This is a genomic window from Cobetia sp. L2A1 (genome assembly GCF_009796845.1).
Taxonomy (GTDB): domain Bacteria; phylum Pseudomonadota; class Gammaproteobacteria; order Pseudomonadales; family Halomonadaceae; genus Cobetia.
This window is the reverse complement of sequence record NZ_CP047025.1, coordinates 3,308,747-3,331,290: the sequence shown is the minus strand read 5'-3', so window position 1 is coordinate 3,331,290 and position 22,544 is coordinate 3,308,747. Positions and strand designations below refer to the sequence as shown.

The window sequence follows — 22,544 nt, the reverse complement described above, 5'->3', positions numbered from 1 at the left end:
ATCGTGCAAGATGAAAGTTACCGGTAACATAAGCGCCGGCGCAATGATCCGAAAGGTGCATGTCGCTGTAAGCAAACGGCATGGATCATTCTCGATCTGCGTTATTCTCACGTATGACCCATGGTATTGCCCTCATCGAAGGGCATGGAACCCTCTCAGGGAGAGCTCGTTACATGCAGCCGCAAGTAGACCCATCATCATCCCTCTCATCGATGTCTGAGCGTGATCGTTTGCCCGAAGAGGGTGTGCGATTGATCGTGATGGGCGTCTCCGGCTGTGGGAAGTCGCATATCGGCCAGCAGCTGGCGGCACAACTGGAGGCGGAATTCATCGATGGCGATGATTATCACGGCGAGGAAAATGTGGCCAAGATGGCACAAGGGATTCCGCTGGATGACGATGATCGTCATGGCTGGCTGGCGCGACTGGCTGAACTGATCGAGGACGCCCAATGCGAGAAACGCAGCCTGGTATTGGCTTGCTCATCGCTCAAGCGCCGCTATCGTGATCAGTTGCGTGGTGGTGATTCTGGATTGGGCTTCGTGTTCCTTGATGGCTCACGGGGGCTGTTGCTGGAGCGTCTGGAAGCCCGCCAGGATCACTTCTTCCGCGGTGCCTCGATGCTGGATAGCCAGCTGGCGACACTGGAGGCGCCGAATGGAGAGGAAGAGCATCTTTATCGGGTGGATATCAGTGCCAGTCCCGATGAACTGGTCGCACAGCTCGAGAGGCGGATTCGTGCCCAGACATCGGCAATGAAGGGGGCATGAGGCACGGAATGGAAGATGGGATCATGCTAGAGGCTACCGCCGAGCTGCAGGCTGAAGCCGAGATCTTCCCAGTGTCCACTGGGCGTAGCCTCTGTCTCGCCATCAAGGCGAGCCAACATTAGTGCGGCAGCGCGGGTGCCGATATCTCGCCGCGGTGTCACCACGCTTGCCAACGGCGGGCAGGTGCTACGTGTCATTTCCAGCCCATTGAAGCCCGCCAGCGCGATATCGGCAGGTACGGCGATATCGCGGCGCTGGCATTCGAACAGTGCACCGGCTGCCAAGTCATCGTTGCAGCAGAAGATGGCGTCCAGCGCTGGCCAGCGCTGGAGCATCTCGATCAGTAGTTCGCTGCCCAGCTGGACACTCGAAGGCGCCGTCGTCGTCATCAGGCACTCCTGAGAGAGGCCGGCTGCCTCAAGCGCTGATCGCCAGCCGGCCAGGCGCTGTTCGACACGCTGATCCATGCGTGCTGCCATCAAGCCGATACGCTGGTGCCCGCGCGTGATCATTGCATCCGTCATGGCGCGGCCGGCGGCGTGTTGATCGAGCCCTACCGCCATGTCGATCGGTGTCTCGCGCTTCTCCATGCATTCCACGACAGCGCAGCCCGCGCGGATAATCATCTCGCGGGCGCGATCACTATGGCGACTGCCGCAGAGCACCAACCCATCAACGCCGAATGATAGCCAGGTTTCGATCAGGCGTTCTTCTTCCGCCATCGAATAGCCGGTGTGGCCAATCAACAGCTGATATCCGCGTGCTGCCAACGGAGCTGCCAATCCACGATGCAGCTCTGAAAAGACGGCATTGGACAACGAGGGAATCAGTAATGCGATCAGGTGTGAACGACCGCTGGCAAGGCTGCCGGCCTGTCGGTTGGGCATGTAGCCCAATTCATGGGCACATTCGCGGACTCGCTCGCGCATGGCATCGGAGACTTTCTCGGGTTGATTGAGGGCACGTGACACCGTGACCTTGGTCACGCCGAGACGGGCGGCAATGTCGGCGAGTGTCACGCGTTTGAGGCGGGGCGATTTGGTCGTCAAAGGCGGCATGTTCTTTTGAGCGGCTGAGAAAGATGGCACGAGTGTTACCGCTTATGGCCCTCATGAGCAAGCTGATGGCCCATCGTGCAACTGCCAATCTTCGCTTGGGGGCCGGTAGCAGGCTGGTGGCTCGCTATTGTCGTGCGCAGCTATGCCTCGTGATTCAGATATGGCTGAGCGATAGCAGGAAGATGATCATGGGCGGTGAGGCAAGTGATAGCAGGAAGCCCGACACTACGGCGACGGGCACACAGCTTACGCCGCCAGTCTGCTGAATCACTGGTAGGGTGAAATCCATCGAGGTAGCCCCGCCAAAACCGATGGCCAACGGTGTGAAGCGCTGGATGGTCAGCGGGATCAGCAGAAAGGCGAGCAGTTCACGGCCGAGATCATTGAAGAAGGTCGCACCGCCCAGAATCGGGCCGAGCTGGTCGCCGACCAGAATCCCTGACAGCGAATACCAGCCAAAACCGGCAGACATGGCCATGCCTTGGTTCCAGTCGATTTCAAGCAGCGGTGCTGCAAGGGCCCCCCCCACAAGCGAGCTGACCATCACTGTCAGCGCGATAAACAGGCCATGACGATTGAGCAGAATCTGGCGCAGGCTCATGCCGGAGCTTCTAAGTTGGCAGCCGATCAGCGCCAGCAGGACATAAAGCGCCCACTCGGCGAGGGTATCGGTATCGAGTTGCACGTCCATCATGCCCAGTAATACGCCGCCACCGACCCCCAGCGCCACAACCACGGCGAGCGTCAGTGAGCCAGACAGTGCCTGCCACCGCGTCATCGGTGCGCCCTCAACCACCCGGGAAGGGTCTGCGCGTAGCGAGCTGCGCTTTGAAAGCCACCACAGCGCCAGCAGATTTAGCGGCGTGATGATGGCAAACAGGATCAGTGCCTGGCTACTCATGGCCGCCATGCCGGCGCCGAGCTGCTCGAGTGCTGCCAGCCCCATGCCCATCAAGAACAGGATGACGTAGATCGAGGCATTGACGGTGTGATTGACCACTGCCAGCCGTGAGGGCTGCTCGACATGAACCAGGTAGCCGAGAATCAGTGGCAGCAGAATAAAGACAAGACCCGAAAGCATGACCCTTCCTTGGTAAGGCTGGCCCAGTGGACCACAAGACATCGATGAGCGGTATTGGCCGCAGGAGGGTCCACTATAGCGGTTGCCGAAGGAAGGAGATAATCCTGTCATCAGCTTTTGATAGAAGACTTGCTGATGGCAGATTAGCGCCACTGATGGTCGAACGCTCTGCTGGATCAGCGGCGTGAACTGCTGAGTTGATCAAGTACCAGATGGGCGGACACCTCGGGGTCTTCTCCGGGTGCGTTGTCTTCGTAGTCGAGATAATCGAGCGCTACCATCAGGCCCGGCCAGCGTGGCGCCAGCCAGATCCGATAGTGCTTTTGATCACGATGCTTGCGCCAGGCATCAATGCGCAGCGTGCGGAAGGTCTGTTCCGCGGCCTGCAGTGATTCCTCGCCCTGAATTTCGTACATCAGTGTGCGTGTACGTCCCTTGTGATCCAGATAGTCGAGAGAGCAGGGCACGGCAGCCGTACACTTTCCCTGTGCCCATTGCGCATCCGTTTGCTGACTGAGGATGACCAGTAACGTCTGGCGATCTGGTAATACCGCGTCTTGTTTGCTCGGTGCTTCACGTGTGTAGTCCTTGCCGATGCCGGCCAAGCGATAGCCTGAGCGATAACCTGCTGGCATGAGCGTGTCGCCATCGAGAGTGAAGCGGCCTTGCTCATAGCCACTGGCGACCTTGATAGAGGCCTCCATGCTGGCAATGAATAGCTCACCGCTCTGGCTGACACGCTGGGTGATCGGCACGTCGGGCCAACCATCGAGCGCAAGCGTATATTGCGCGGTAAAGGTGACGGGGGGCATGAGTGTCGACGTGAGAGTGCTGTCGTCGGCATGGGCAACGCCCGCCATCAACGCCAGTGCGGCCAGCCAGCCTCTGCTGAGGCCTTTGAGGCTGACGGGGCGGCGCAGTCGGGTCCAGCAAGGCAAGACAGGAGAGTTCGCAAGCATGGTAACTCCTGTGACCGGTGGTCAAACCGTGACCAGCAGTATGAATGGGGTGTCATGAGGGAGAAGGGTACTGATTTGGAAGCAAGAAACCGCGCAAGGTTCCCTGGTAGCTTCTCTCTTTGCGTCAAGACGGTATTTCAGCGCTTGCTCATGCGCAATGGGCAGGTACTCTGTAGACGCCTTGTTCGTGACCTGCACTTATTTCCCGGAGCTGCGCATCTTCTTCACGCACCGCGTAGTGCTCCACTCCCCCGCTAGATTAATCAGGAGATCATCATGGCCAGCATTGTCATCATTGCCGGAGACTTTGTAGAGGATTATGAGCTGATGGTGCCTTTCCAGGCACTGCAGGCGATGGGGCACCGTGTAGATGTGGTGTGCCCGGACAAACGCGAAGGCGATATCGTCAAGACGGCGATTCACGATTTCGAGGGCGATCAGACCTATACCGAGAAGCCGGGCCACAACTTCGCACTCAATGCCAGCTTCGCTGACATCGATGTCACCAGCTATGACGCGCTGCTGATTCCCGGCGGGCGTGCCCCAGAGTATCTGCGTCTGGATGAACGGGTGCTGACACTGGTGCGTCATTTCGTCGACGCTGACAAGCCGATCGCGGCAGTTTGTCATGGTCCGCAGCTATTGGCCGCGGCGATGTCACTGGCAGGGTATCGCGTCAGCGCCTATCCGGCCTGCGCGCCGGAAGTCACATTGGCGGGTGGCGAGTTCGTGTCGCTTGATGTCACCGATGCGGTGACCTCTGGCAAGCTGGTCACTGCCCCGGCATGGCCGGCGCATCCTGAATGGCTGCGTCAGTTCAATGCGCTGCTGGTGTGAGGGACGACATGACACAGCGCTGAAGGCATGACTCAGTGCTGATGAGACAACACCCTGCCTTTTGGCGGGGTGTTGTCGTTTTGGGGTGTGACTTGCCACGGGCCTCTATTGAACGATGGCTATTGCAGCCAGTGATGTCAGCAAACGACACGCTCCAACCAGCACATGTGAGGTGCCAGTCGCGATTGATGATGTTCGCGCCATGTCTGGCAGCCAAATGTCGAGGCATAGCGGCTGGCGGAATCGCAGGCCAATATCAACCAGCTGCCGCGGAAGGATTCACCGCGTGCTCGACGTGTCTCTAGTGTCTGCAGTAATCCGGCGAGTGCGGTGCCGGTGGATGGCCCGACCGCCAGCTCCTCTTGTCCGGTACGTTCGGCATACTCCGCTAGCCACAGTGCTGCCGCCTGACTGCGGCTGTCTTCGATAGGGAGATAGTCATCGAAGTCCTCTGGGCGGAAGGCTTCCAGCACGCAGGGCCGTCCGATGCCTTCGATGGGGTTGCTGGCACAGGGTGGCGTCAGCGCGGTCTGGCGTATGCCATGAGTCTGGAAATGCTGCCAGCAGTCTACGTAGACAGAGTGTTCCGGATCGACACCGATGACCTTGGCACGTTCGCCCTTGAGGCGTAGATGGCGCGCGAAGGTTGTGGCGCTACCACCAGTACCGGCACCCAGCAATACAGCTTCCAGTGGCGGCAGGCCTTGCACGGCGATCTGCCGCAAGCACTCCCCGGGTAGGCTGCTGACGCTTCGCCAATCGCTGGCGGTGGCAGCGTGTCGGAACTGATTGATGAAGTGGCCGCCGCTGTCGTCAGCCAGCTGTTGCGCGTGCTGACATAGTCGTGCGGCATCACTGACCTTCACGACTTGCCCCTTTTCTGCACGAATCGCTGCCAGCTTGTCGGGTGCGGTGGCTGCTGGCACCACGGCAATGAATTCAAGTCCCAGCTGGCGTGCCAACCAGGCCTCCGAGACTGCAGTCGAGCCCGATGAGGCCTCGATCACGGGTCGTCCATGTGTCAGCCAACCCTCGACCAAAGCCTGCTCGAACAGTGACATGGCCAGACGATGTTTGAGCGAGCCACTGGCGTGGGCGCGCTCGTCCTTGATCAATACGTGAGCCTCAGCGAAGCCCGGTAGAGTGAATGCTCTCAGCGGTGTCTGCGGCGTGGCTGCCTTGAGGGCGGCCAATGTCATCAGGCTGTGTTGTTGCCAGGCGCGTTGTGATATCTGGGCAGCACGATCGATCGATGGTGAACGCAATGACGGCGGGTAACAGACAGGAGGAGTCACAAGTGACGTCATTTGAGCGCATCCATTCGCAAAAGGGAGCTTCAATGGTACGGCGAGAGTCAAAGCAAAACTTGCCAGTTCTCATGGCGTAGGCCATTTTTTAAAGCAATAGTTAATTGCGAGGAGGACATTGTGGAGAAAATATTGCTCGATGCTACTGACCGCACCTTGCTGAGATTGCTGCAGCGTGATGCCAGCCTGTCGTTGGCGGCACTGGCAGAGGCAGTGCACCTGACCACCTCGCCGTGCTGGAAGCGCCTCAAGCGGCTGGAGGAGTGTGGCGTGATTACCGCGCGGGTGGCATTGCTGGACGCTGAGCGTGTCGGTCTCGGGTTGACGGCCTTTGTGCAGCTCAAGACATGCGATCACTCACGAGACTGGTTCGAGCGTTTCGTGGCCATCATCGAAAGCTTCGAGGAAGTCACGGAGTTCTATCGCATGGCCGGCGACTACGATTACCTGCTCAAGGTGCAGGTCGCAGACATGAATGCCTACGACCGTGTTTACAAGCAGCTTGTGAATGCCATCGAAGGCTTGAGCGATGTCTCGGCACGCTTCGCAATGGAGTGCATCAAGTCGACGACGGCACTACCGATCTAACTCACCGCTGTCACTTGCTTATCCGTTACTGGCTTTAATAGCCATGTTCGCGGCTGACGCCCGTGAGTGTTTCGCCGCGTTGCACGCGCTGGATATTGTCGACCAGCTGGTCCGCCGCACCGGACATCGGGGTCGGAGCTGCCGCATGCGGTGTGATGATCACGCGGGATTGCTGCCATAGCGGGCTGTCGGCGGCCAGTGGCTCATGCTGGAAGACGTCCAGCAAAGCCCCGCGCAAGGTACCGGCATCCAGCGCCGCGACCAGATCGGCCTCGACCACGCTGCTGCCGCGACCCGGATTGATCAGTACCGCATCCTCTGCCAGCGCAGCGAAGACTTCCGCATTCAGCACGTCGCGGGTGGCCTCGGTATTGGGCAACAGATTGATCACCGCCTTGAGGCCCAGAGACTTGTCACGCAGGACTTCCTGCAGCGTGCGACCCTCATCGCCTTGCTCGTGGTGGCAGGTAACGCCGGCCAGCGTGTGAGCACTGCGACTGAACCCGTGAACCGGATAGCCATCTGCGGCCAGCCCTTCGGCGATCTGCGCGCCAATGGCCCCCAGGCCCAGCACGATCACGGGATAGTGAGCCGCGCGGACCACGCGATGCGGGGCCCATTCGCCAGCACGCTGCTGCCCGGCATAGCGATCGAAGTCGCGGCGGAAATGCAGCAAGCCGTAACGCACGTAATCGAGCATGTGGCTGGCCATCCCCGCATCTCGTAACTTGATCACCGGCACGTCGTTCGGTAGAGCCGGATTCTGTAGCAGACTGTCCACGCCGGCACCCAGATTCAGAATCACCTTCACGTCATGGCCTACATGGCGCTCGAACAGCTCAGCGGGAGGCGCCCACACCACCAGAATGTCGCCAAGACGCTCGCCATCATCGACGAATATCTCGAGGCTCTCATCGTTCAGGCGTTGGCGTAGTGCCTCGCACCAGCGTTCAGCACCTTCGGTATGGACGAGTATGCGCATACGGTTCTCCTTCGTGTGGATGACGTGTGTGATAGATATCGCGCGTGGTAGACAGCGCGTGATATGGGCAGGGATGTCCACGCAAGGACATTCGCCAATGCGCGGACAATGACACGCGCGAGACGCGTCTCTTGCCCGAAAACGACCCAAGATGAGGCTGGGTCTTGCAAGGGCTGCGACGAAAGGTGAAAGTGCCAGAGTGGGCCTTGGCCCGCCATGGCAAGATTTTGACCCGCTGTCGGCAGAGTGACAGACTCGAATCAAGAGGGGAATTCGGATGTACGCATATATGCCGCCTGTGCTGACGATCAGCGCAGAGCGTATTGCTCCGCCCCAACGTGCTGCTTGTCTCTAGGCCTGATTGAACAGGAGCGCTGCATGAGTCAATTCCCGTCCCATTCGCACGTTATCCAGCCTCCCTTCGCTGGGCTCAATACGCTGCCGGCCAGTGAGGCACAGGCTGATCCTGAGGGTTGGACACCGCGTGCGCTGTCTGCTGGGCGCCAAGCCTTCGCCATTGGTGAATATCGTGCCCGAATCCAGCGTGTTCGCGAGGCCATGGCACGTGCCGGACTCGATGTGCTGGTGATTTCTGATCCGTCCAACATGGCCTGGCTGACCGGCTATGACGGCTGGTCCTTCTATGTGCATCAATGTGTGCTACTTGCCCTTGCTGGTGAGCCGGTATGGTACGGGCGTCGCCAGGATGGTAATGGTGCGCTGCGTACCTGCTGGATGGCGGAAGACAACATCCAGTGGTATCCGGATTACTACGTGCAGAATCCGGACATGCACCCGATGGAGTTTCTTGCCCAGTCCATCCTTCCCCAGCGTGGCTGGCACGATGGCGTGATTGGCGTAGAGCTCGACAACTACTACTACTCGGCGCGTGCGCACCTGTCGCTGGTCAAGGAGTTGCCACACGCACGGTTGGTGGATGCCAATTCGCTGGTCAACTGGTGCCGGGCGATAAAGTCGGAGCAGGAAATCGCTTACATGCGAGTGGCAGGGCGTATCGTTGAGCGGATGCATTCTTGCATTCTGGATCTGATTGAACCGGGCTTGCCCAAGAGTGCACTGGTGGCGGAGATCTATCGCGTCGGTGTCGAGGGTGTCGTTGGGCCCAATGGTGAGGTTCTTGGCGGAGACTATCCCGCAATAGTGCCCTTGCTGCCCACCGGCAGTGATGCCGCAGCGCCTCACCTGACGTGGGACGACACGCCGTTTCGCAAGGGCGAGGGCACCTTCTTCGAGATCGCTGGCTGCTACAAGCGCTATCACGCACCGCTCTCGCGCACGGTCTTTCTGGGGCGTCCGCCGCGTGACTTCGTGCGAGGTGAGTCGGCCCTGCTGGAAGGCATCGAGCGCGGTCTGGCCGTTGCAAAGCCTGGCAACCGGTGTTGTGACATCGCGCTGGCACTAGGCGCAGCGATGGATAAATACGGTTTCGACCGTGGTGGTGCTCGCTGCGGTTACCCCATCGGTCTGAGCTATCCGCCCGACTGGGGGGAGCGCACCATGAGTCTTCGTCCGAGTGACGAAACAGTGCTGGAACCCGGCATGACCTTCCACTTCATGCCCGGCATGTGGATGGATGACTGGGGGCTGGAAATCACCGAGTCGATCCTGATTACGGAAAACGGCGCTGAACCGCTATGTCATGTGCCGCGTCAGTTATTTGTGAAGTAGTGTCTGTAGAGTGAGCAGTCCGTCCGGCCAAGGAGGCCTTGTATGCGCGAATCCCCCGTCAGCCTGACCATTGATCTGAACGCTGCTGGCGTTCGGCATGGCTTCTTCAAACTGCCGATTTCTACCGATGATTCGGCCTGGGGCGCGGTAATGACCCCGATCAGCGTGATCGCCAACGGTGAAGGTCCGACGGTACTGCTGACCGGCGGCAATCATGGCGACGAGTACGAAGGCATCACTGCGCTTTACAAGCTGGCGGCGCGTCTGACGCAGGAAGAGATTCAAGGGCGCGTCATCATCGTGCCAACCATGAACGCGTTAGCCGCACGGGCTGGTCGCCGCTGTTCGCCGCTGGATGGCGGCAACCTCAATCGCAGTTTTCCCGGTGACCCGGCGGGCGGCCCGACGCAACAGATCGCTGACTACTTCACTCGCGTGCTGGTGCCGCAGTGTGACTACGCGCTCGATCTACACTCGGGTGGCCGTACGCTGGACATCCTGCCATTCGCTGCTGCGCATCGTCTCGACTATCTCGAGGCTTCACTTGGCGTGGAGCATTGCCGCCATCAGGAAGCAGAGAGTCTTGCGGGCGCACTGGCCTTCGGCGCACCTTCCGCGATGATGATGTTCGAGCTGGATGCCGAGGCGCTGTACGACACCGCAGTGGAGCGGCAGGGCAAGATATTCGTCACGACGGAACTGGGTGGTGGGGGCTCGACCACGCCGGAGCGTCAGGCGATAGCGGATCGCGGCGTCGATAACTTTCTTGCCTTCAGTGGTGTGCTCAAGAATCGTAGCCGTGCACAGCTCGAAGATGAGCTGACGAACGCCGCTCTTGCGTCTCATGCCAAGGCGCCGCTGTTGATCGATATGCCGGATGCCAGCTGCTATGTGCAGAGTGAGCATGAAGGCCTGTTGGAATTATGCGTTGCCCTCGGCGAGCGGGTAGAGGTCGGGCAGTGCGTGGCACGGGTGTATCCATTGGGGCGCGCCGGGCAACCGGCGGTGGAGTACCGCGCTGAACGTGATGGTGTATTGGTGGCGCGGCGTTTTCCGGCCCAGGTAGCGCTGGGCGATACGCTGGCGGTCATCGCGGAGGTGGTGGATGACCTCGCGCGTGATGCCACATGAGCGCGAGCCACATCCGCGTGCTGCCTGCACCGAAGCTCGATGCCTTTGATCTCAAGATTCTGACGATTCTCGAACGTGACGGGCGCATTACCAAATCGCGGTTGGCAGAGGAGATCAATCTCTCGGTCAGTCCGTGCTGGGAGCGCGTCAAGCGTCTTGAGCAGGCCGGCATCATTGAAGGGTATGCGGCGCGTATCAATCAGTCACTGCTGGAGGAAACAGGCCAGCTGGCAACAGCTCCTCGCACGCCGGTGTGGGTCGAGATCCACCTCAAACATCATGATGCGGCAAGCTTCCAGCGCTTCGAGAAGGCCATGCGCGAGGCGGATGAGGTGATCGAGTGTGTCGCGGTCGGCGGCGGTGTGGATTATCTGTTGCGACTCGAGACGGCGAGCATCGACGCCTATCAGCGATTGATCGATCGCTGGTTGATCTCCGAGTTGGGGATTGATCGCTATTTCACCTACATCGTGACCAAACAGGTAAAATAGCGCGCCCTTCAAGCTGACCTTCTTCATCCGCCCAGCGAGACCTCATCATCATGGCGCCTTCCATCGCCCACCTGTCTCATGTTGCTCCTCCGGATCCGGAGTACGGCATCGAGTGTCTGAATGGGCACGCTGATGCCCCTGTGCTGGTCTTTGATTCCGGCGTCGGTGGCCTGTCGGTCGCGGCCGAGATTCGTCGTCAGTGGCCAGCGCTGCCATTGGCCTATGTCTGCGACAATGCGGCGCTGCCTTACGGCACCAAGGCGGACGACTGGCTGGTGACGCGAATTACCGAGGTCTGTGTGGCTGCAGTCAAGGCCAGTGGCGCACGTGCTCTTGTCGTCGCCTGCAATACCGCCAGTACGCTGGCACTGGCTGCCTTGCGTGAGGCGCTTTCCATTCCCGTGATTGGTACCGTGCCGGCCATCAAGCCTGCTGCGGTGCTGGCGCGTGCTCGTCAGGACGTATCGCGCCGAGCGCAAGGCGAGCCTCCGGTGTTTGCGCTGCTGGCAACCTCTGCCACTGTGCGCCGTCTCTATACCGAAAAACTGATTCATGACTTCGCCGCCGACTGTCGCGTGATTCGTGTCGCTGCTGATCCGCTGGTGGCGGAGGCTGAACGACGCCTGCGCGGCGAACCCGCGCGCCCTGACGTCGTGGCGGCCAGCCTGGCTGACCTGGCCGCCGTAGATGAACTGGAAGTGGTCATTCTCGGGTGCACGCATTTCCCGCTACTGAGCGCTGACATCTCCGCGGCTTTGGTAAAAGGATCACCAGAGGTGCCGGGCGGCCAGGGCAGCGTGGCGCTGATCGATTCCGGTGCCGCGATTGCGCGCCGAGTCGCCGAGGTGTTATCGCTGAGGGCGTCGGATGCTGGCACCCGTGAACAGGCGGTTGCAGGTATCGCATTGGCGACCGATGTCGAGCAAGCAGGGTTGTCCATCGCATTGGCCAGTCAGGGCTTTGCACCAGCGCACGCATTGCTACTGGAAGATGACCTCTGATGTTGGCATGACGTGACACGATGGCATGGCGCACTTGCTGGTGGTGGTCAGCACGTATTGTCCGTATTCCCCTTCATCTCACACTTGAGCTTCCTGCTGCTGGTGGTAGGCTAGCGCGCCCAACCTCTAAATGGACGTGCCTGGCGTGTCATCTGGTGACACTGCCTGCGTGCCTTTATTCATCGTTTCAGTACTGCGGTATGCCCGCAGGCAGGAGTCAGTGTGGCCATACCCGTCGTCGATCCTAGTCAGTACGAGAGCCAGCTTGCCGAGAAGGCTGAGCAGATCAAGGCACGTTTTGCAGCCTTCGATGCGCCGGAACTTGAGGTATTTGCCTCGCCGTCCAGTCATTACCGCATGCGCTGCGAATTCCGTATCTGGCACGAAGACGATGACCTCTATTACGCCATGTTTGAGGTCGAGATCGATTCTGAAGGTGAGAAGCAGAAGACCGTCGTCCGCATGGATCAGTTTCCGGTCGCGAGTCAGCGCATCAATACGTTGATGCCGCAGCTGCTTGAGCGCATCAAGGCAAGCCCGGTACTGCGTGAGCGCCTATTCCAGTGCGACTTTCTTACCACGCTGAGTGGCGAGGCGCTGATCACGCTGATCTATCACCGCAAGCTCGAAGAAGACTGGGAAGCTGAAGCGCGTGCGCTGGAGCAAGATCTCGGCATCATGATCATCGGTCGCTCGCGCAAGCAGCACATCGTGTTGACTCAGGATCACGTCTTCGAGCGTCTCGAGGTTGATGGGCGCGAGTATGTCTATCAGCAGGTCGAGAACAGCTTTACCCAGCCCAATGCCGAGATGTGTTGTTCGATGCTCAGTTGGGCGCGCGACGTGACGCATCCGGCCAAGGCAGCGGCGGAAGGTCGCGATCAGGGCGATCTGGTCGAGCTTTATTGCGGCAATGGTAATTTTACCATTGCGCTGGCCGAGAATTTCCGCCGCGTGCTGGCGACTGAAATCTCGCGCACTTCGGTGGCATCGGCGCAAATCAATCTCGCTGCCAACAACATCGAGAATGCTCAGGTGGTGCGCATGTCAGCGGAAGACTTCTCGCTGGCACTGGCGGGCGAGAAGGACGGGCGTCGCGTAGCGGAGATGGATCTCGAAAGCCACGACTTCCGCTCCGTTCTGGTGGATCCGCCGCGTGCGGGTCTCGATGATGACAGCTGCGAACAGACAGCCCGCTACGAGCGCATTGTCTATATTTCCTGCAACCCGCAGACGCTATTCAATAATCTCGAAGTGTTGTGCCGTACTCACCGTATCGAACGCTTCGCGTTGTTTGACCAGTTTCCTTATACCGATCACCTGGAATGTGGCGTCTATCTCGTTAAAAAGTGAGCTGGACGGCAGGTGGGCGCAGTAGAAAGTGAATGAATTGAAAAACAGTGACGACTGAACGCGCTCACAAAGCGGCACTATATCTGCTCGTGACTTGTCTCGGTGCTTGAAATTACACAGCCCCGTTGCCATCTGCCTACTAGGTAGCTGGCAACGGGGCTTTTTCATGAGCACTTTACGTCTGCATGGGTATTTCATGCCCGTATTAGACTTTCGTTTCATGTGCTGGCGCGCAAGTCAATACCTGATGCACAGATGTAATGCTGCATGACCAATATGGAACAGGCATGTAGCAGAGGCGCAGACTGCGCTAGTCTGTGCTGCACTGAATGAATCTGTGACTTGAAGCCTGATGACAGGCGAGCGCGGATTCTCTATGACTATTTTTCCTGATACTTCTATCAGGTCAGTCGAGGTGATTGATGCTACACGTGGCAACGGACGGCAAGCAGGAATTCCTTGCGCAGCTTGAAGAGCAGCTGAACAAGCGACTTCCCAAGGATAAGGTGCAGGCAATCGCAGCGTTTGCGCGCGATTACCACGCGACGGCCTCCTTCGAGGACATGGCCGAGCGCAAGCTGGATGACCTCTACGGTTCCACGCTGGCGGTATGGCACTTCCTGCAGAGCCATGATGCTCCCAAGGTTCGCGCCTACAATCCTGACTTCGAGAAGCATGGCTGGCAGTCGACCCACACCATCATCGAAGTGCTGCATGCCGACATGCCGTTCCTGGTTGACTCGGTACGTATCGAGCTCAACCGCCGTGGCATCACCGTGCACGCCATCCACAATGCTGTGCTATCTGTCGAGCGTGACGCGGCTGGCAAGCTTGAGCGTGTCACGTCACCGCGCGCTGAAAATGCCCCGCAGACACGTGAATCCCTGATCTATATCGAGGTTGATCGTCATACGGACCAGGCCGCGCTTGAAGATCTTGAAGCCAGCCTGCGTGAAGTGCTGGCAGAAGTTCGCGTTGCCGTGGATGACTTCGAAGCCATGCGTGGGCAAGGGGCTCAGGCGCTGCAGGAGTTGCGCGACAAACGTCCGCCGACCGTCTCTGAGGCTGATTATCAGGAAGCCTGCGACTTCATGACGTGGATGGGCAACGACCACTTCACCTTCCTGGGCTATGAGGAGTACACCGTCGCTGAGCAGGAAGATGGCTCCCGTGTGCTGAGCAAGGTCGAAGGCTCGGAGCTGGGGGTGTTGAAGCTGGATCTCGAGCGCTATCACGAGCAGTCCCGTCACCAGAAGAGCATCGACAGCGACCAGTACGTATTGATTCCGGAACTGCTGTCGTTCGCCAAGAGTGCCTTCCACGCTCGCGTACACCGCCCGGCCTATCCGGATTACATCACCGTCGAGCGTTTCGACGCTGAAGGCCGTGTGATCGGCGAACGCCGCTTCCTGGGGCTCTATACCTCCACGGTGTACAACCAGAGCCCGCGTAACGTGCCGATTCTGCGCCGCAAAGTGCAGGCCGTCATGGAAGCTGCCGGCGTCAATCCGAAGGGGCATAACGGCAAGCATCTGCTGCAGATTCTGGAAGTCTATCCGCGTGATGACCTCTTCCAGATCTCCACCGATGAACTGACGCGTACCGCGACCAGTATCCTCAATATTCGTGAGCGTCGTCGCGTGCGTTTGATCGTGCGTGAAGACCGCTTCGGCAAGTTCTTCTCCGTGCTGGTGTTCGTGCCGCGCGATGTCTACTCCACCGACCTGCGTGTGCGCATCCAGAATCTGCTCTGCGAAGAGCTGGACGCCACCTTCGGTGACTTCACGCCGTATCTATCCGAATCCGTGCTGACGCGTATCCAGTTCATCCTGCGCTTCAAGGGCGATGAGCCGGGCCAGTACGACATGCGCGCGCTGGAGAACAAGATTGCCCAGCTGGCACGTAGCTGGCGTGATGAGCTTCACGAGGCAATGGTCGAAGGCTTTGGCGAAGAACAGGCCAATGAGCTGATGACGCGCTACCGTGATGCCTTCCCGGGCAGCTACCGTGACGATTTCTCGCCGCGCACCGCCGTCTACGACGTGGGTCACCTGCGGGCGCTGGATGAGGGTGATACCGTTGCACTGAGCACCTATCGCCTGGTGGAAGACGACAATTCCGGCGTCAATCTCAAGTTGTTCCACAAGCACAAGCCGATTCCGCTGTCTGACGTGCTGCCAGTGCTCGAGAACCTGGGCCTGCGCGTCATCGGCGAACGTCCTTACGAGATCGCACGTACCGACGCCAACTGCTGGGTGCATGATTTTGATCTCGAGCATCACGGCAAGGGTGCGGTTGAGCTGTCTGAGGTTCGCGAGAGCTTCATTGAAGCTTTCAAGAAGATCTGGTCTGGCGAAGCGGAATCCGATGCCTTCAACCGCCTGATCATCGGCTCTGGCCTTGATTGGCGTGAAGTGGCGATGCTGCGTGCCTATGCACGTTATCTGAAGCAGATCCGTTTCGGACTGTCTCAGGCCTACATCGCCAATGCGCTGGGCAGTCATCCAGACATCACCCGCGAGCTGGTGCAGCTGTTCAACCTGCGCTTTGATCCACAGGGTCAGGGTGTTGAAGACGATGTCAGTGCTTGCCGTGAACGCATCAATGGTCTTCTCGATCAGGTCTCCAGCCTGAATGACGACCGTCTGTTGCGTCGCTACGTGGACCTGATGATGGCCACGCTGCGTACCAACTTCTTCCAGCCAGCTGCTGACGGCCAGGCCAAGGATTACATCAGCTTCAAGCTCGACACGCGCAATATTCCCGACGTGCCGAAGCCGCGTCCGATGTTCGAGATCTTCGTCTACTCGCCACGTGTCGAAGGCGTGCACCTGCGCGGTGGGAAGGTGGCGCGTGGTGGCTTGCGTTGGTCGGATCGTCACGAAGATTTCCGCACCGAAGTGCTGGGGCTGGTCAAGGCACAGCAGGTCAAGAATGCGGTCATCGTGCCGGTTGGTGCCAAGGGCGGTTTCGTCTGCAAGCGCATGCCGGAAACCACAGACCGCGATGTGATCCAGAAAGAAGGCATCGCCTGCTATCAGATCTTCATCCGTGCACTGCTCGACATCACCGATAACCTGTCGGGTGGTGATGTAGTGCCGCCGACCGCCGTCGTTCGTTACGACGAAGACGACCCCTACATGGTGGTCGCGGCGGACAAGGGCACTGCAACCTTCTCTGACATTGCCAACGCCATCTCCAATGAGTACGGCTTCTGGTTGGGCGATGCCTTCGCCTCCGGCGGTGCCAACGGTTACGACCACAAGGGCATGGGCATTACTGCCAAGGGTGCCTGGGTTGGTGTACAGCGTCACTTCCGCGAAATGGGTATCAACATCCAGGAAGACGAGTTCAGCGTGGTTGGCATCGGTGACATGGCGGGTGATGTCTTCGGCAACGGCATGCTGCTGTCCGAGAAGATTCGTCTTGTCGGTGCCTTCAACCACCGCAACATCTTCGTCGATCCGACCCCGGATACCGCGAAGAGCTTCGCCGAGCGTGAACGTCTGTTCCGCCTGCCGCGTTCCAGCTGGGATGACTACGACAAGAGCCTGATCAGCGAAGGGGGCGGCCTGTTCTCGCGTGATGCCAAGACCATCGCCATCAGCCCACAGATGAAGAAAGTCTTCGACATCAGCGAAGACCGCCTGGCACCCAACGAGCTCATCAACGCGATGCTCAAGGCGCAGGTTGATCTGGTCTGGAACGGCGGTATCGGGACTTACGTCAAGTCCTCCGCCGAGACGCATGCCGATGTCGGTGACAAGGCCAACGATGGCCTGCGTATCGATGGTCGTGACTTGCGCTGCAAGGTCGTTGGCGAGGGTGGCAACCTGGGGCTGACCCAGCGTGGCCGCATGGAAGCAGCTTCCAAGCGTGGTGTGCGTGTCAACACGGACTTCATTGATAATGCGGGCGGCGTGAACTGCTCGGATCACGAGGTCAATATCAAGATTCTGCTGGACGACATCGTCGCCCGCGGCGATCTGACCGACAAGCAGCGCAATCAGCAGCTGGCCGAAATGACAGATGAAGTCGGCGAGCTGGTGATCAAGGACAACTATCGCCAGACTCAGGCACTGTCGCTCTCCGAGCTTCAGTCCAAGGAAGGCATGGGCGTCTTCCGTCGCTTCATCAATGAGCTGGAAGCCGCGGGCACGCTGGATCGTGAACTCGAGTTCCTGCCCTCTGATGAAGCACTGATCGAGCGTGGCAACGCTGATGAAGCGCTGACGCTGCCGGAACTGTCGGTGCTGGTGTCCTACGCCAAGAGCGATCTCAAGACCAGCTTGATCGCCTCTGATGTGCCGGACGATAGCTATGTGCAGCAACATCTGGAACGTGCCTTCCCGCGCGTCCTGATGGAGCGCTTCCCGCAGGAGATGTATCAGCACCGCTTGAAGCGTGAGATTGCCGCGACCCAGATCGCCAATGACCTGGTCGATCACATGGGTATCGCCTTCGTGCGTCGTCTTGAAGACACTACCGGTGCAGGCAAGGCCGAGATTGCACGTGCCTACATCGTGGCGCGTGACAGCTTCAACCTTGAAGCGCTGTGGGTGCAGATCGAAGCGCTGGATCACCAGGTGCCGGCAGAACTGCAGTACCGCATGATGAGTGATCTGATGCGTCTGATGCGTCGTTCGACTCGCTGGTTCCTGCGTCAGCGCAGCGCCATGAGTGTCAAGGAGTGCATCGGTCACTTCGCGCCGCGTCTGGCACAGTTGTCGGAAAGCATCGGTGAGCGTCTCAAGGGTGAAGCGCGTGAGAACTGGGAAGCCCGTCGCGATGGTTACGTTGATGCAGGCGTTCCGGAAGCCCTGGCCAGCACCATCGCGGCCACCTCAAGCCTCTACGCGGGTCTCGGCATCATCGAGGCTGCCAAGGTGACGGGTGAGAAGATCAATCGTGTGGCAGAAACCTTCTATGGTATCGGCCATCGCCTCGAGCTACCGTGGGTCGGTGACAAGATCAGCGGTCTGGACGTACAGGACAGCTGGCAGGCCCAGGCACGTGAGAGCTTCCGCGATGACCTCGATCGCCAGCAGTTGGCACTCACCGTCAGTGTGCTCAAGCAGGACAATGCACCGCGTGAGATCGATGAGCGTGTCGACAGCTGGATGACGAGCCATGAGCACCTGGTGGGTCGCTGGTGTTCACTGCTCGGTGAAATGAAGAGTGGTGCTCCGCTAAGCTTCCCGTTGTTCGCGGTTGCACTGCGTGAACTGGTTGACCTGGCCGAGTCCAAGCGCGAAGCCTGATGACGAGAATGGCAGGGGGCTGACGAACCATGCTCCCTGTTGCCGCCGCCTGAGTGACGGCAGTGGCACGACAGAAAGCCCTCACCTCTGGTGAGGGCTTTTTTCATGTCAGAACAAGAAAAAACAGATCACCACGCCCACGGTAAGGTAACTGTCGCCAGCTGTCTGGTATGCTGGGGAACGGCTTGTGTAGACCTTAATGACACGTCTTGAAAGTTGCTGCGGCAACACTCAGAGACATCCGTTTTCAAAGTTCCAGTACAACAAGGCAGAGACACCATGTCACATCGTGCGTTACCCCTTGCCTGCGCCATTGCGCTCGGCCTTTCTACCTTGACTTTCCAGGTTGCGCTGGCAGATGGCAGTCCCGCTCAGCAGCGTGCTGAAGCCGCTGCGGGAAAGCTTGATGTCTCCAAGTTCCTCAAGCCTCGTAGTGATGCACACAGCCAGAACTTCCAATTTGGCGGCACCAGCGTTCACCAGTTCACCATCAAGGAAGCGGGACGCTACGAAATTGATGGTCATGCCAATTTCGATGTGACCGACCCTTACACGCTCAAGGCGACCCTGGAAGATGAACAGGGTGCGACCGTCGTGACAGCAGAAGGTGATCGTGCCTCCGATGGCTTGATGATCAGCACCGACCTTCAGCCAGGCACCTACAAGTTGCGTGTGCGTGGCGACAAGCTGGGGGCGGGCAAGTCAGGAGGCAACACCTACGAAGTGAACGTGGCGGGTCTCAGCGAGAGCGGTGAGAAGCTGACTGCCGAGGAAAGTGGTATCGAGACCGGCGATGGTCTGGTCTTCCTCGACACTGATGGTGACGGCCGTCGTACTGCCTTCGTCGATTCCGATGACGAAGTCGCGACCATCAAGCCGGCCACTGTCGCTGCTGCCGAGCAGGCTGCACGTGAAAGCAAGGCCGCCGAGACAGGCAGTGCTGCGGCCTCCGGTGCCATGGCGGCGACTGACAGTGCTGCTGACGCTGGTCAGGCGGCGGTTGCTGCCACGGGCAGCGCTGCTGTTACCCAGGCAGAAGCCGAACCGCAGGATCGTCGCTTCGACGAGATCGTGACCGATGTGCGTATCAACGAGAAGGGTGAGGTCTTGACCTTCGATGTGGGTGAGCGCGGTACCGTGACCATCGATAGTGAGACCTTCCCGGGTAGCGAAGGCACCTACAAGCTGGAAATGCGCCTGCTGGATGCCAGCGGCAACGCTGTGGCCAGTGACAAGGGGGTTGGCTTCGAGGGTGACTTCCATCTCAAGACCGTGCTGGAGCCGGGTCGTTATACCGTCTGGGTCAGTGGTCGCAAGTACGGCACGTCCATGGAAGGTGCCACCAATTACACCATCCGCGTGCAGCAGCTTGATGTGAAATGATCCGGACAAGGAGGCCATTCTGGCAAGCGTCGCGCTAACGGAAGACCTCATCGGATAGCTCAAGGACGGCCTCTATGTGGGGTCGTCCTTTTTTATGCTCGCATTGGCAGGGCAATCTGTCTTGCGGTGTCTGTTGTTCGAGGGTTCGGGTATAATCCGCGCCCAGTCTTGCTCGTGGTCCAGCTTGCTGCCACGACCCCGTCTGTTGCCTGGAGATTGCCATGTACTCGCTCGCCCGTTCTCTACTGTTCAGACTCGACCCGGAAACGGCTCATGGCGTGACACTCAGCGCACTCGATATGGCGCACCGTCTGGGGTTGGGGCGTGGACTTGGCGGAGAGGCTCCGCTAGATCCGATTACGCTGATGGGACTCACGTTTCCCAATCGCGTCGGACTCGCGGCAGGGCTCGACAAGAATGGCGATCACGTTCAGGCACTTGGCGCGCTCGGTTTCGGGTTTGTCGAAGTCGGCACGGTAACGCCGAAAGGGCAGGACGGTAATCCCAAGCCACGCCTTTTCCGGCTGCCAGAGCATCAGGCGATCATCAATCGTATGGGCTTCAACAATGCCGGTGTCGCACACCTGATCGAGCGCGTCAAAGCGAGCCAGACTGGGGAACAACGGTACCAAGGCGTATTGGGCATCAATATTGGCAAGAATCTGACCACTGCTGTCGATGATGCATTGAGCGATTACCTGCTCTGTCTGGACGCTGTGCACGCCCATGCTGACTACATCACCGCGAATATCTCATCGCCCAATACGCCAGGACTACGAAATCTTCAGTTCGGTGATCACCTGAGCGAACTGCTGGCCGGGTTACGTCAGCGTTGTGACCTGTTGGATAGTCAGCGCGGCAAGAAAGTACCGCTGGTGATCAAGATCGCACCGGACATGGATAGCGACGAGATTCTGTTTGTGGCTCGTGCGCTGGCGGACAACGGTATCGATGGGGTGATTGCGACCAACACTACCATTGAACGCGCAGCCGTGGCGGGTAGCCCTCATGCAAATGAGGCGGGCGGGTTGTCTGGGGCTCCAGTACGTGAGTCCTCCACTCGTGTGATCCGCGGGCTGCGTGAGGCCTTGCCGCAGATGCCGATCATTGGCGTGGGAGGTATCACCGATGGTGAAAGCGCGCGTGAGAAGGTCGCTGCTGGCGCTGATCTGGTCCAGCTTTATTCTGGCTTGATCTACCGCGGCCCATCATTGGTCGGCGAGTGTGTACGTGCATTGGAGAAGGCCGACACACTGATACGGGTGTAATGGCCAGACAGGCCATCGCGTTGACTGGACGCGTACATACGATCAATAGAAAAGCCGCTCCCTGGTATCAGGAAGCGGCCTCGGTACCGGCGTGAAGATGAAATGGCGCTGACAGAGGGTTACTTCGTGATCTGTCAGGGCCGTGTTGGCTGCCATGTCCAGCCAGCGTGCACGATGCGAAGCGCTTTTCCGCCAAGGATGACGGGTTGGGTGAGGCCCATTGAGCTCATCGGGACCGTGGTTGGTGATTGCAGGCCTGAAGCGTATTGCGGCTTCTGAGAAGCCTGCGGATGCAGTCAATTGAACGTATGCCCGTGTCGTGCTCCGCGCTGGACCGTCGTCCTTGCAGGCCGTCGCCTGCTGCGCTTGTCATGGAACATGATGGCAAGTGCCGCGACACGAGCGCCAACATCGTGGTCTTCAAGGTAGTCGATCGTGCAGGCCCCATTGCCTACACGTTCGCTATCCCGTCCGAACCGTGCGTCATCAAGGTAGAAATAAGGCGTTACCTCCCTGGTCGTTAGGGTTGCCGCACTGCGACAACCTTGGGATTTTTCCGGGTGAGATCGGCATTGGCCGGCTCACCGTGAACACCTCGAGTCCTCTCTATACGTGCCTGCCGGTGCCTTGTGAGAGGCTTGCCGGTGGCGTGATGCCGGAAATCCGCTTGCGCAGCGCATCAGGCTGCGTGGGCGGGGTGAATGGCGCCAAGCGCCATCATGCCGATGTCACATCCATCATGTGATGATTCATGCATCTGACATCGGTGTATTGAGACGACTCCACATTATCTAGCAGGGAACAGTATCTAGCAGGGAACAGTACCCTAGGACAGCACCATCGGATTCTTGTGTATGCCAGAAACCCCGGTCATACCAGACCATTGGTCTCCACGTCCTTCGCGCCAGCCACTCATCCAGAACTCACGCATATTCACATCGATACTGGGGCATTCGTCACGGGAACGGCCAGTCACTCCGGCCTTGTAACCGTGAACATAGGCACGCTGAAAACGATCACGTTTCTGTCTCTTCATGGATGACCTCTATGTGAGAACCCATCGGCGCTGTGAATCACTGTCTGCATTGATGTCTCGATGAGGCATGGCCTGATCGCAGACGCCAGATACAGCATGAAGCGTCGATTGAGAGAGTAGGCCGATGCCCTTTCAGACACCTTTGCCTCGTGTTTCATCATCTCGTTCTGTTGACCAGTCATGTCGGAAAAGGTCGCGGGTGTGAGATGATTGAAAGCCTTACCTGAATACGCTCGAGTGTGATGATGGAAAGGTCGCCGTTCTCCTGTACCGACACTGCTGATACCTGTGCGGGTTTGGAAAATTGCCCAAATGAGGGTTTCGCTCCTTGATCCTCGATGTTGCATGG

The 22,544-nt window shown here is 58.9% G+C and carries 17 protein-coding genes; 11 read left to right on the top strand and 6 right to left on the bottom strand.

Annotated features, from left to right (window positions below):
• Positions 1 to 173 precede the first annotated feature (173 nt).
• Positions 174 to 770, top strand: coding sequence for a gluconokinase (locus tag GQR90_RS14240; RefSeq protein ID WP_325064276.1), 597 nt, complete (start codon positions 174 to 176; stop codon positions 768 to 770).
• Positions 771 to 796: 26 nt separating this feature from the next.
• Here the strand turns inward: GQR90_RS14240 and GQR90_RS14235 are convergent, their stop codons facing one another.
• From GQR90_RS14235 to GQR90_RS14225, 3 genes are all read right to left on the bottom strand, one after another.
• On the bottom strand, positions 797 to 1,819 hold the full coding sequence (locus GQR90_RS14235; RefSeq protein WP_233266325.1) for a LacI family DNA-binding transcriptional regulator: 1,023 nt from the start codon (positions 1,817 to 1,819) through the stop codon (positions 797 to 799).
• Positions 1,820 to 1,982: 163 nt separating this feature from the next.
• Positions 1,983 to 2,909 carry a lysine exporter LysO family protein gene (locus GQR90_RS14230; protein ID WP_158774681.1) on the bottom strand — a complete coding sequence of 309 codons (927 nt, stop codon included), beginning with the start codon at positions 2,907 to 2,909 and terminating at the stop codon, positions 1,983 to 1,985.
• Between the two features lie 176 nt (positions 2,910 to 3,085).
• The gene (locus GQR90_RS14225; RefSeq protein WP_158774680.1) at positions 3,086 to 3,868 is read right to left on the bottom strand and encodes a hypothetical protein; all 783 of its coding nucleotides are present in this window, start codon (positions 3,866 to 3,868) and stop codon (positions 3,086 to 3,088) included.
• Positions 3,869 to 4,144: 276 nt separating this feature from the next.
• Here GQR90_RS14225 and GQR90_RS14220 point away from each other — a divergent pair, with 276 nt between their 5' ends.
• On the top strand, positions 4,145 to 4,705 hold the full coding sequence (locus GQR90_RS14220) for a DJ-1/PfpI family protein (protein ID WP_158774679.1): 561 nt from the start codon (positions 4,145 to 4,147) through the stop codon (positions 4,703 to 4,705).
• A 137-nt stretch (positions 4,706 to 4,842) separates the two neighbouring features.
• Here GQR90_RS14220 and GQR90_RS14215 read toward each other — a convergent pair whose 3' ends face one another.
• On the bottom strand, positions 4,843 to 6,012 hold the full coding sequence (locus GQR90_RS14215; protein ID WP_158774678.1) for a PLP-dependent cysteine synthase family protein: 1,170 nt from the start codon (positions 6,010 to 6,012) through the stop codon (positions 4,843 to 4,845).
• A gap of 132 nt (positions 6,013 to 6,144) precedes the next feature.
• On the opposite strand from GQR90_RS14215, the gene GQR90_RS14210 reads away from it, so the two are divergent.
• Positions 6,145 to 6,600, top strand: coding sequence for an Lrp/AsnC family transcriptional regulator (locus tag GQR90_RS14210; RefSeq protein ID WP_158774677.1), 456 nt, complete (start codon positions 6,145 to 6,147; stop codon positions 6,598 to 6,600).
• Between the two features lie 34 nt (positions 6,601 to 6,634).
• On the opposite strand, the gene GQR90_RS14205 is transcribed toward GQR90_RS14210, so the two are convergent.
• Positions 6,635 to 7,582: a 2-hydroxyacid dehydrogenase gene (locus GQR90_RS14205; protein WP_158774676.1), complete on the bottom strand. Its 948-nt coding sequence runs from the start codon at positions 7,580 to 7,582 to the stop codon at positions 6,635 to 6,637.
• A gap of 378 nt (positions 7,583 to 7,960) precedes the next feature.
• Between GQR90_RS14205 and doeA the strand changes: the two genes are divergently transcribed.
• The 8 genes from doeA to GQR90_RS14165 all read left to right on the top strand — a co-directional run bounded on the left by doeA (position 7,961) and on the right by GQR90_RS14165 (position 21,159).
• The gene (gene doeA, locus GQR90_RS14200; RefSeq protein ID WP_158774675.1) at positions 7,961 to 9,271 is read left to right on the top strand and encodes an ectoine hydrolase DoeA; all 1,311 of its coding nucleotides are present in this window, start codon (positions 7,961 to 7,963) and stop codon (positions 9,269 to 9,271) included.
• A gap of 42 nt (positions 9,272 to 9,313) precedes the next feature.
• Positions 9,314 to 10,402 carry a N(2)-acetyl-L-2,4-diaminobutanoate deacetylase DoeB gene (doeB, locus tag GQR90_RS14195; RefSeq protein ID WP_158774674.1) on the top strand — a complete coding sequence of 363 codons (1,089 nt, stop codon included), beginning with the start codon at positions 9,314 to 9,316 and terminating at the stop codon, positions 10,400 to 10,402.
• Positions 10,399 to 10,893: an Lrp/AsnC family transcriptional regulator gene (locus tag GQR90_RS14190; protein ID WP_158774673.1), complete on the top strand. Its 495-nt coding sequence runs from the start codon at positions 10,399 to 10,401 to the stop codon at positions 10,891 to 10,893. The genes doeB and GQR90_RS14190 overlap by 4 nt, the downstream gene beginning before the upstream one ends.
• A 50-nt stretch (positions 10,894 to 10,943) precedes the next feature.
• Entirely contained in the window at positions 10,944 to 11,894 is a 951-nt protein-coding gene (gene murI, locus GQR90_RS14185) for a glutamate racemase (RefSeq protein ID WP_158774672.1), read from the top strand.
• A gap of 222 nt (positions 11,895 to 12,116) precedes the next feature.
• Positions 12,117 to 13,247 carry a tRNA (uridine(54)-C5)-methyltransferase TrmA gene (gene trmA, locus GQR90_RS14180; RefSeq protein WP_158774671.1) on the top strand — a complete coding sequence of 377 codons (1,131 nt, stop codon included), beginning with the start codon at positions 12,117 to 12,119 and terminating at the stop codon, positions 13,245 to 13,247.
• Between the two features lie 422 nt (positions 13,248 to 13,669).
• Positions 13,670 to 18,508, top strand: coding sequence for an NAD-glutamate dehydrogenase (locus GQR90_RS14175; protein WP_158774670.1), 4,839 nt, complete (start codon positions 13,670 to 13,672; stop codon positions 18,506 to 18,508).
• 279 nt (positions 18,509 to 18,787) lie between these two features.
• Positions 18,788 to 19,891 (top strand): hypothetical protein, encoded by a 1,104-nt coding sequence (locus GQR90_RS14170; protein ID WP_158774669.1) that lies wholly within the window; start codon positions 18,788 to 18,790, stop codon positions 19,889 to 19,891.
• Positions 19,892 to 20,112: 221 nt separating this feature from the next.
• A complete protein-coding gene (locus GQR90_RS14165) occupies positions 20,113 to 21,159 on the top strand; it encodes a quinone-dependent dihydroorotate dehydrogenase (protein ID WP_158774668.1) in 1,047 nt (348 codons plus the stop codon).
• Between the two features lie 826 nt (positions 21,160 to 21,985).
• On the opposite strand, the gene rmf is transcribed toward GQR90_RS14165, so the two are convergent.
• Entirely contained in the window at positions 21,986 to 22,195 is a 210-nt protein-coding gene (rmf, locus tag GQR90_RS14160) for a ribosome modulation factor (RefSeq protein ID WP_024953135.1), read from the bottom strand.
• Positions 22,196 to 22,544: the final 349 nt, after the last annotated feature.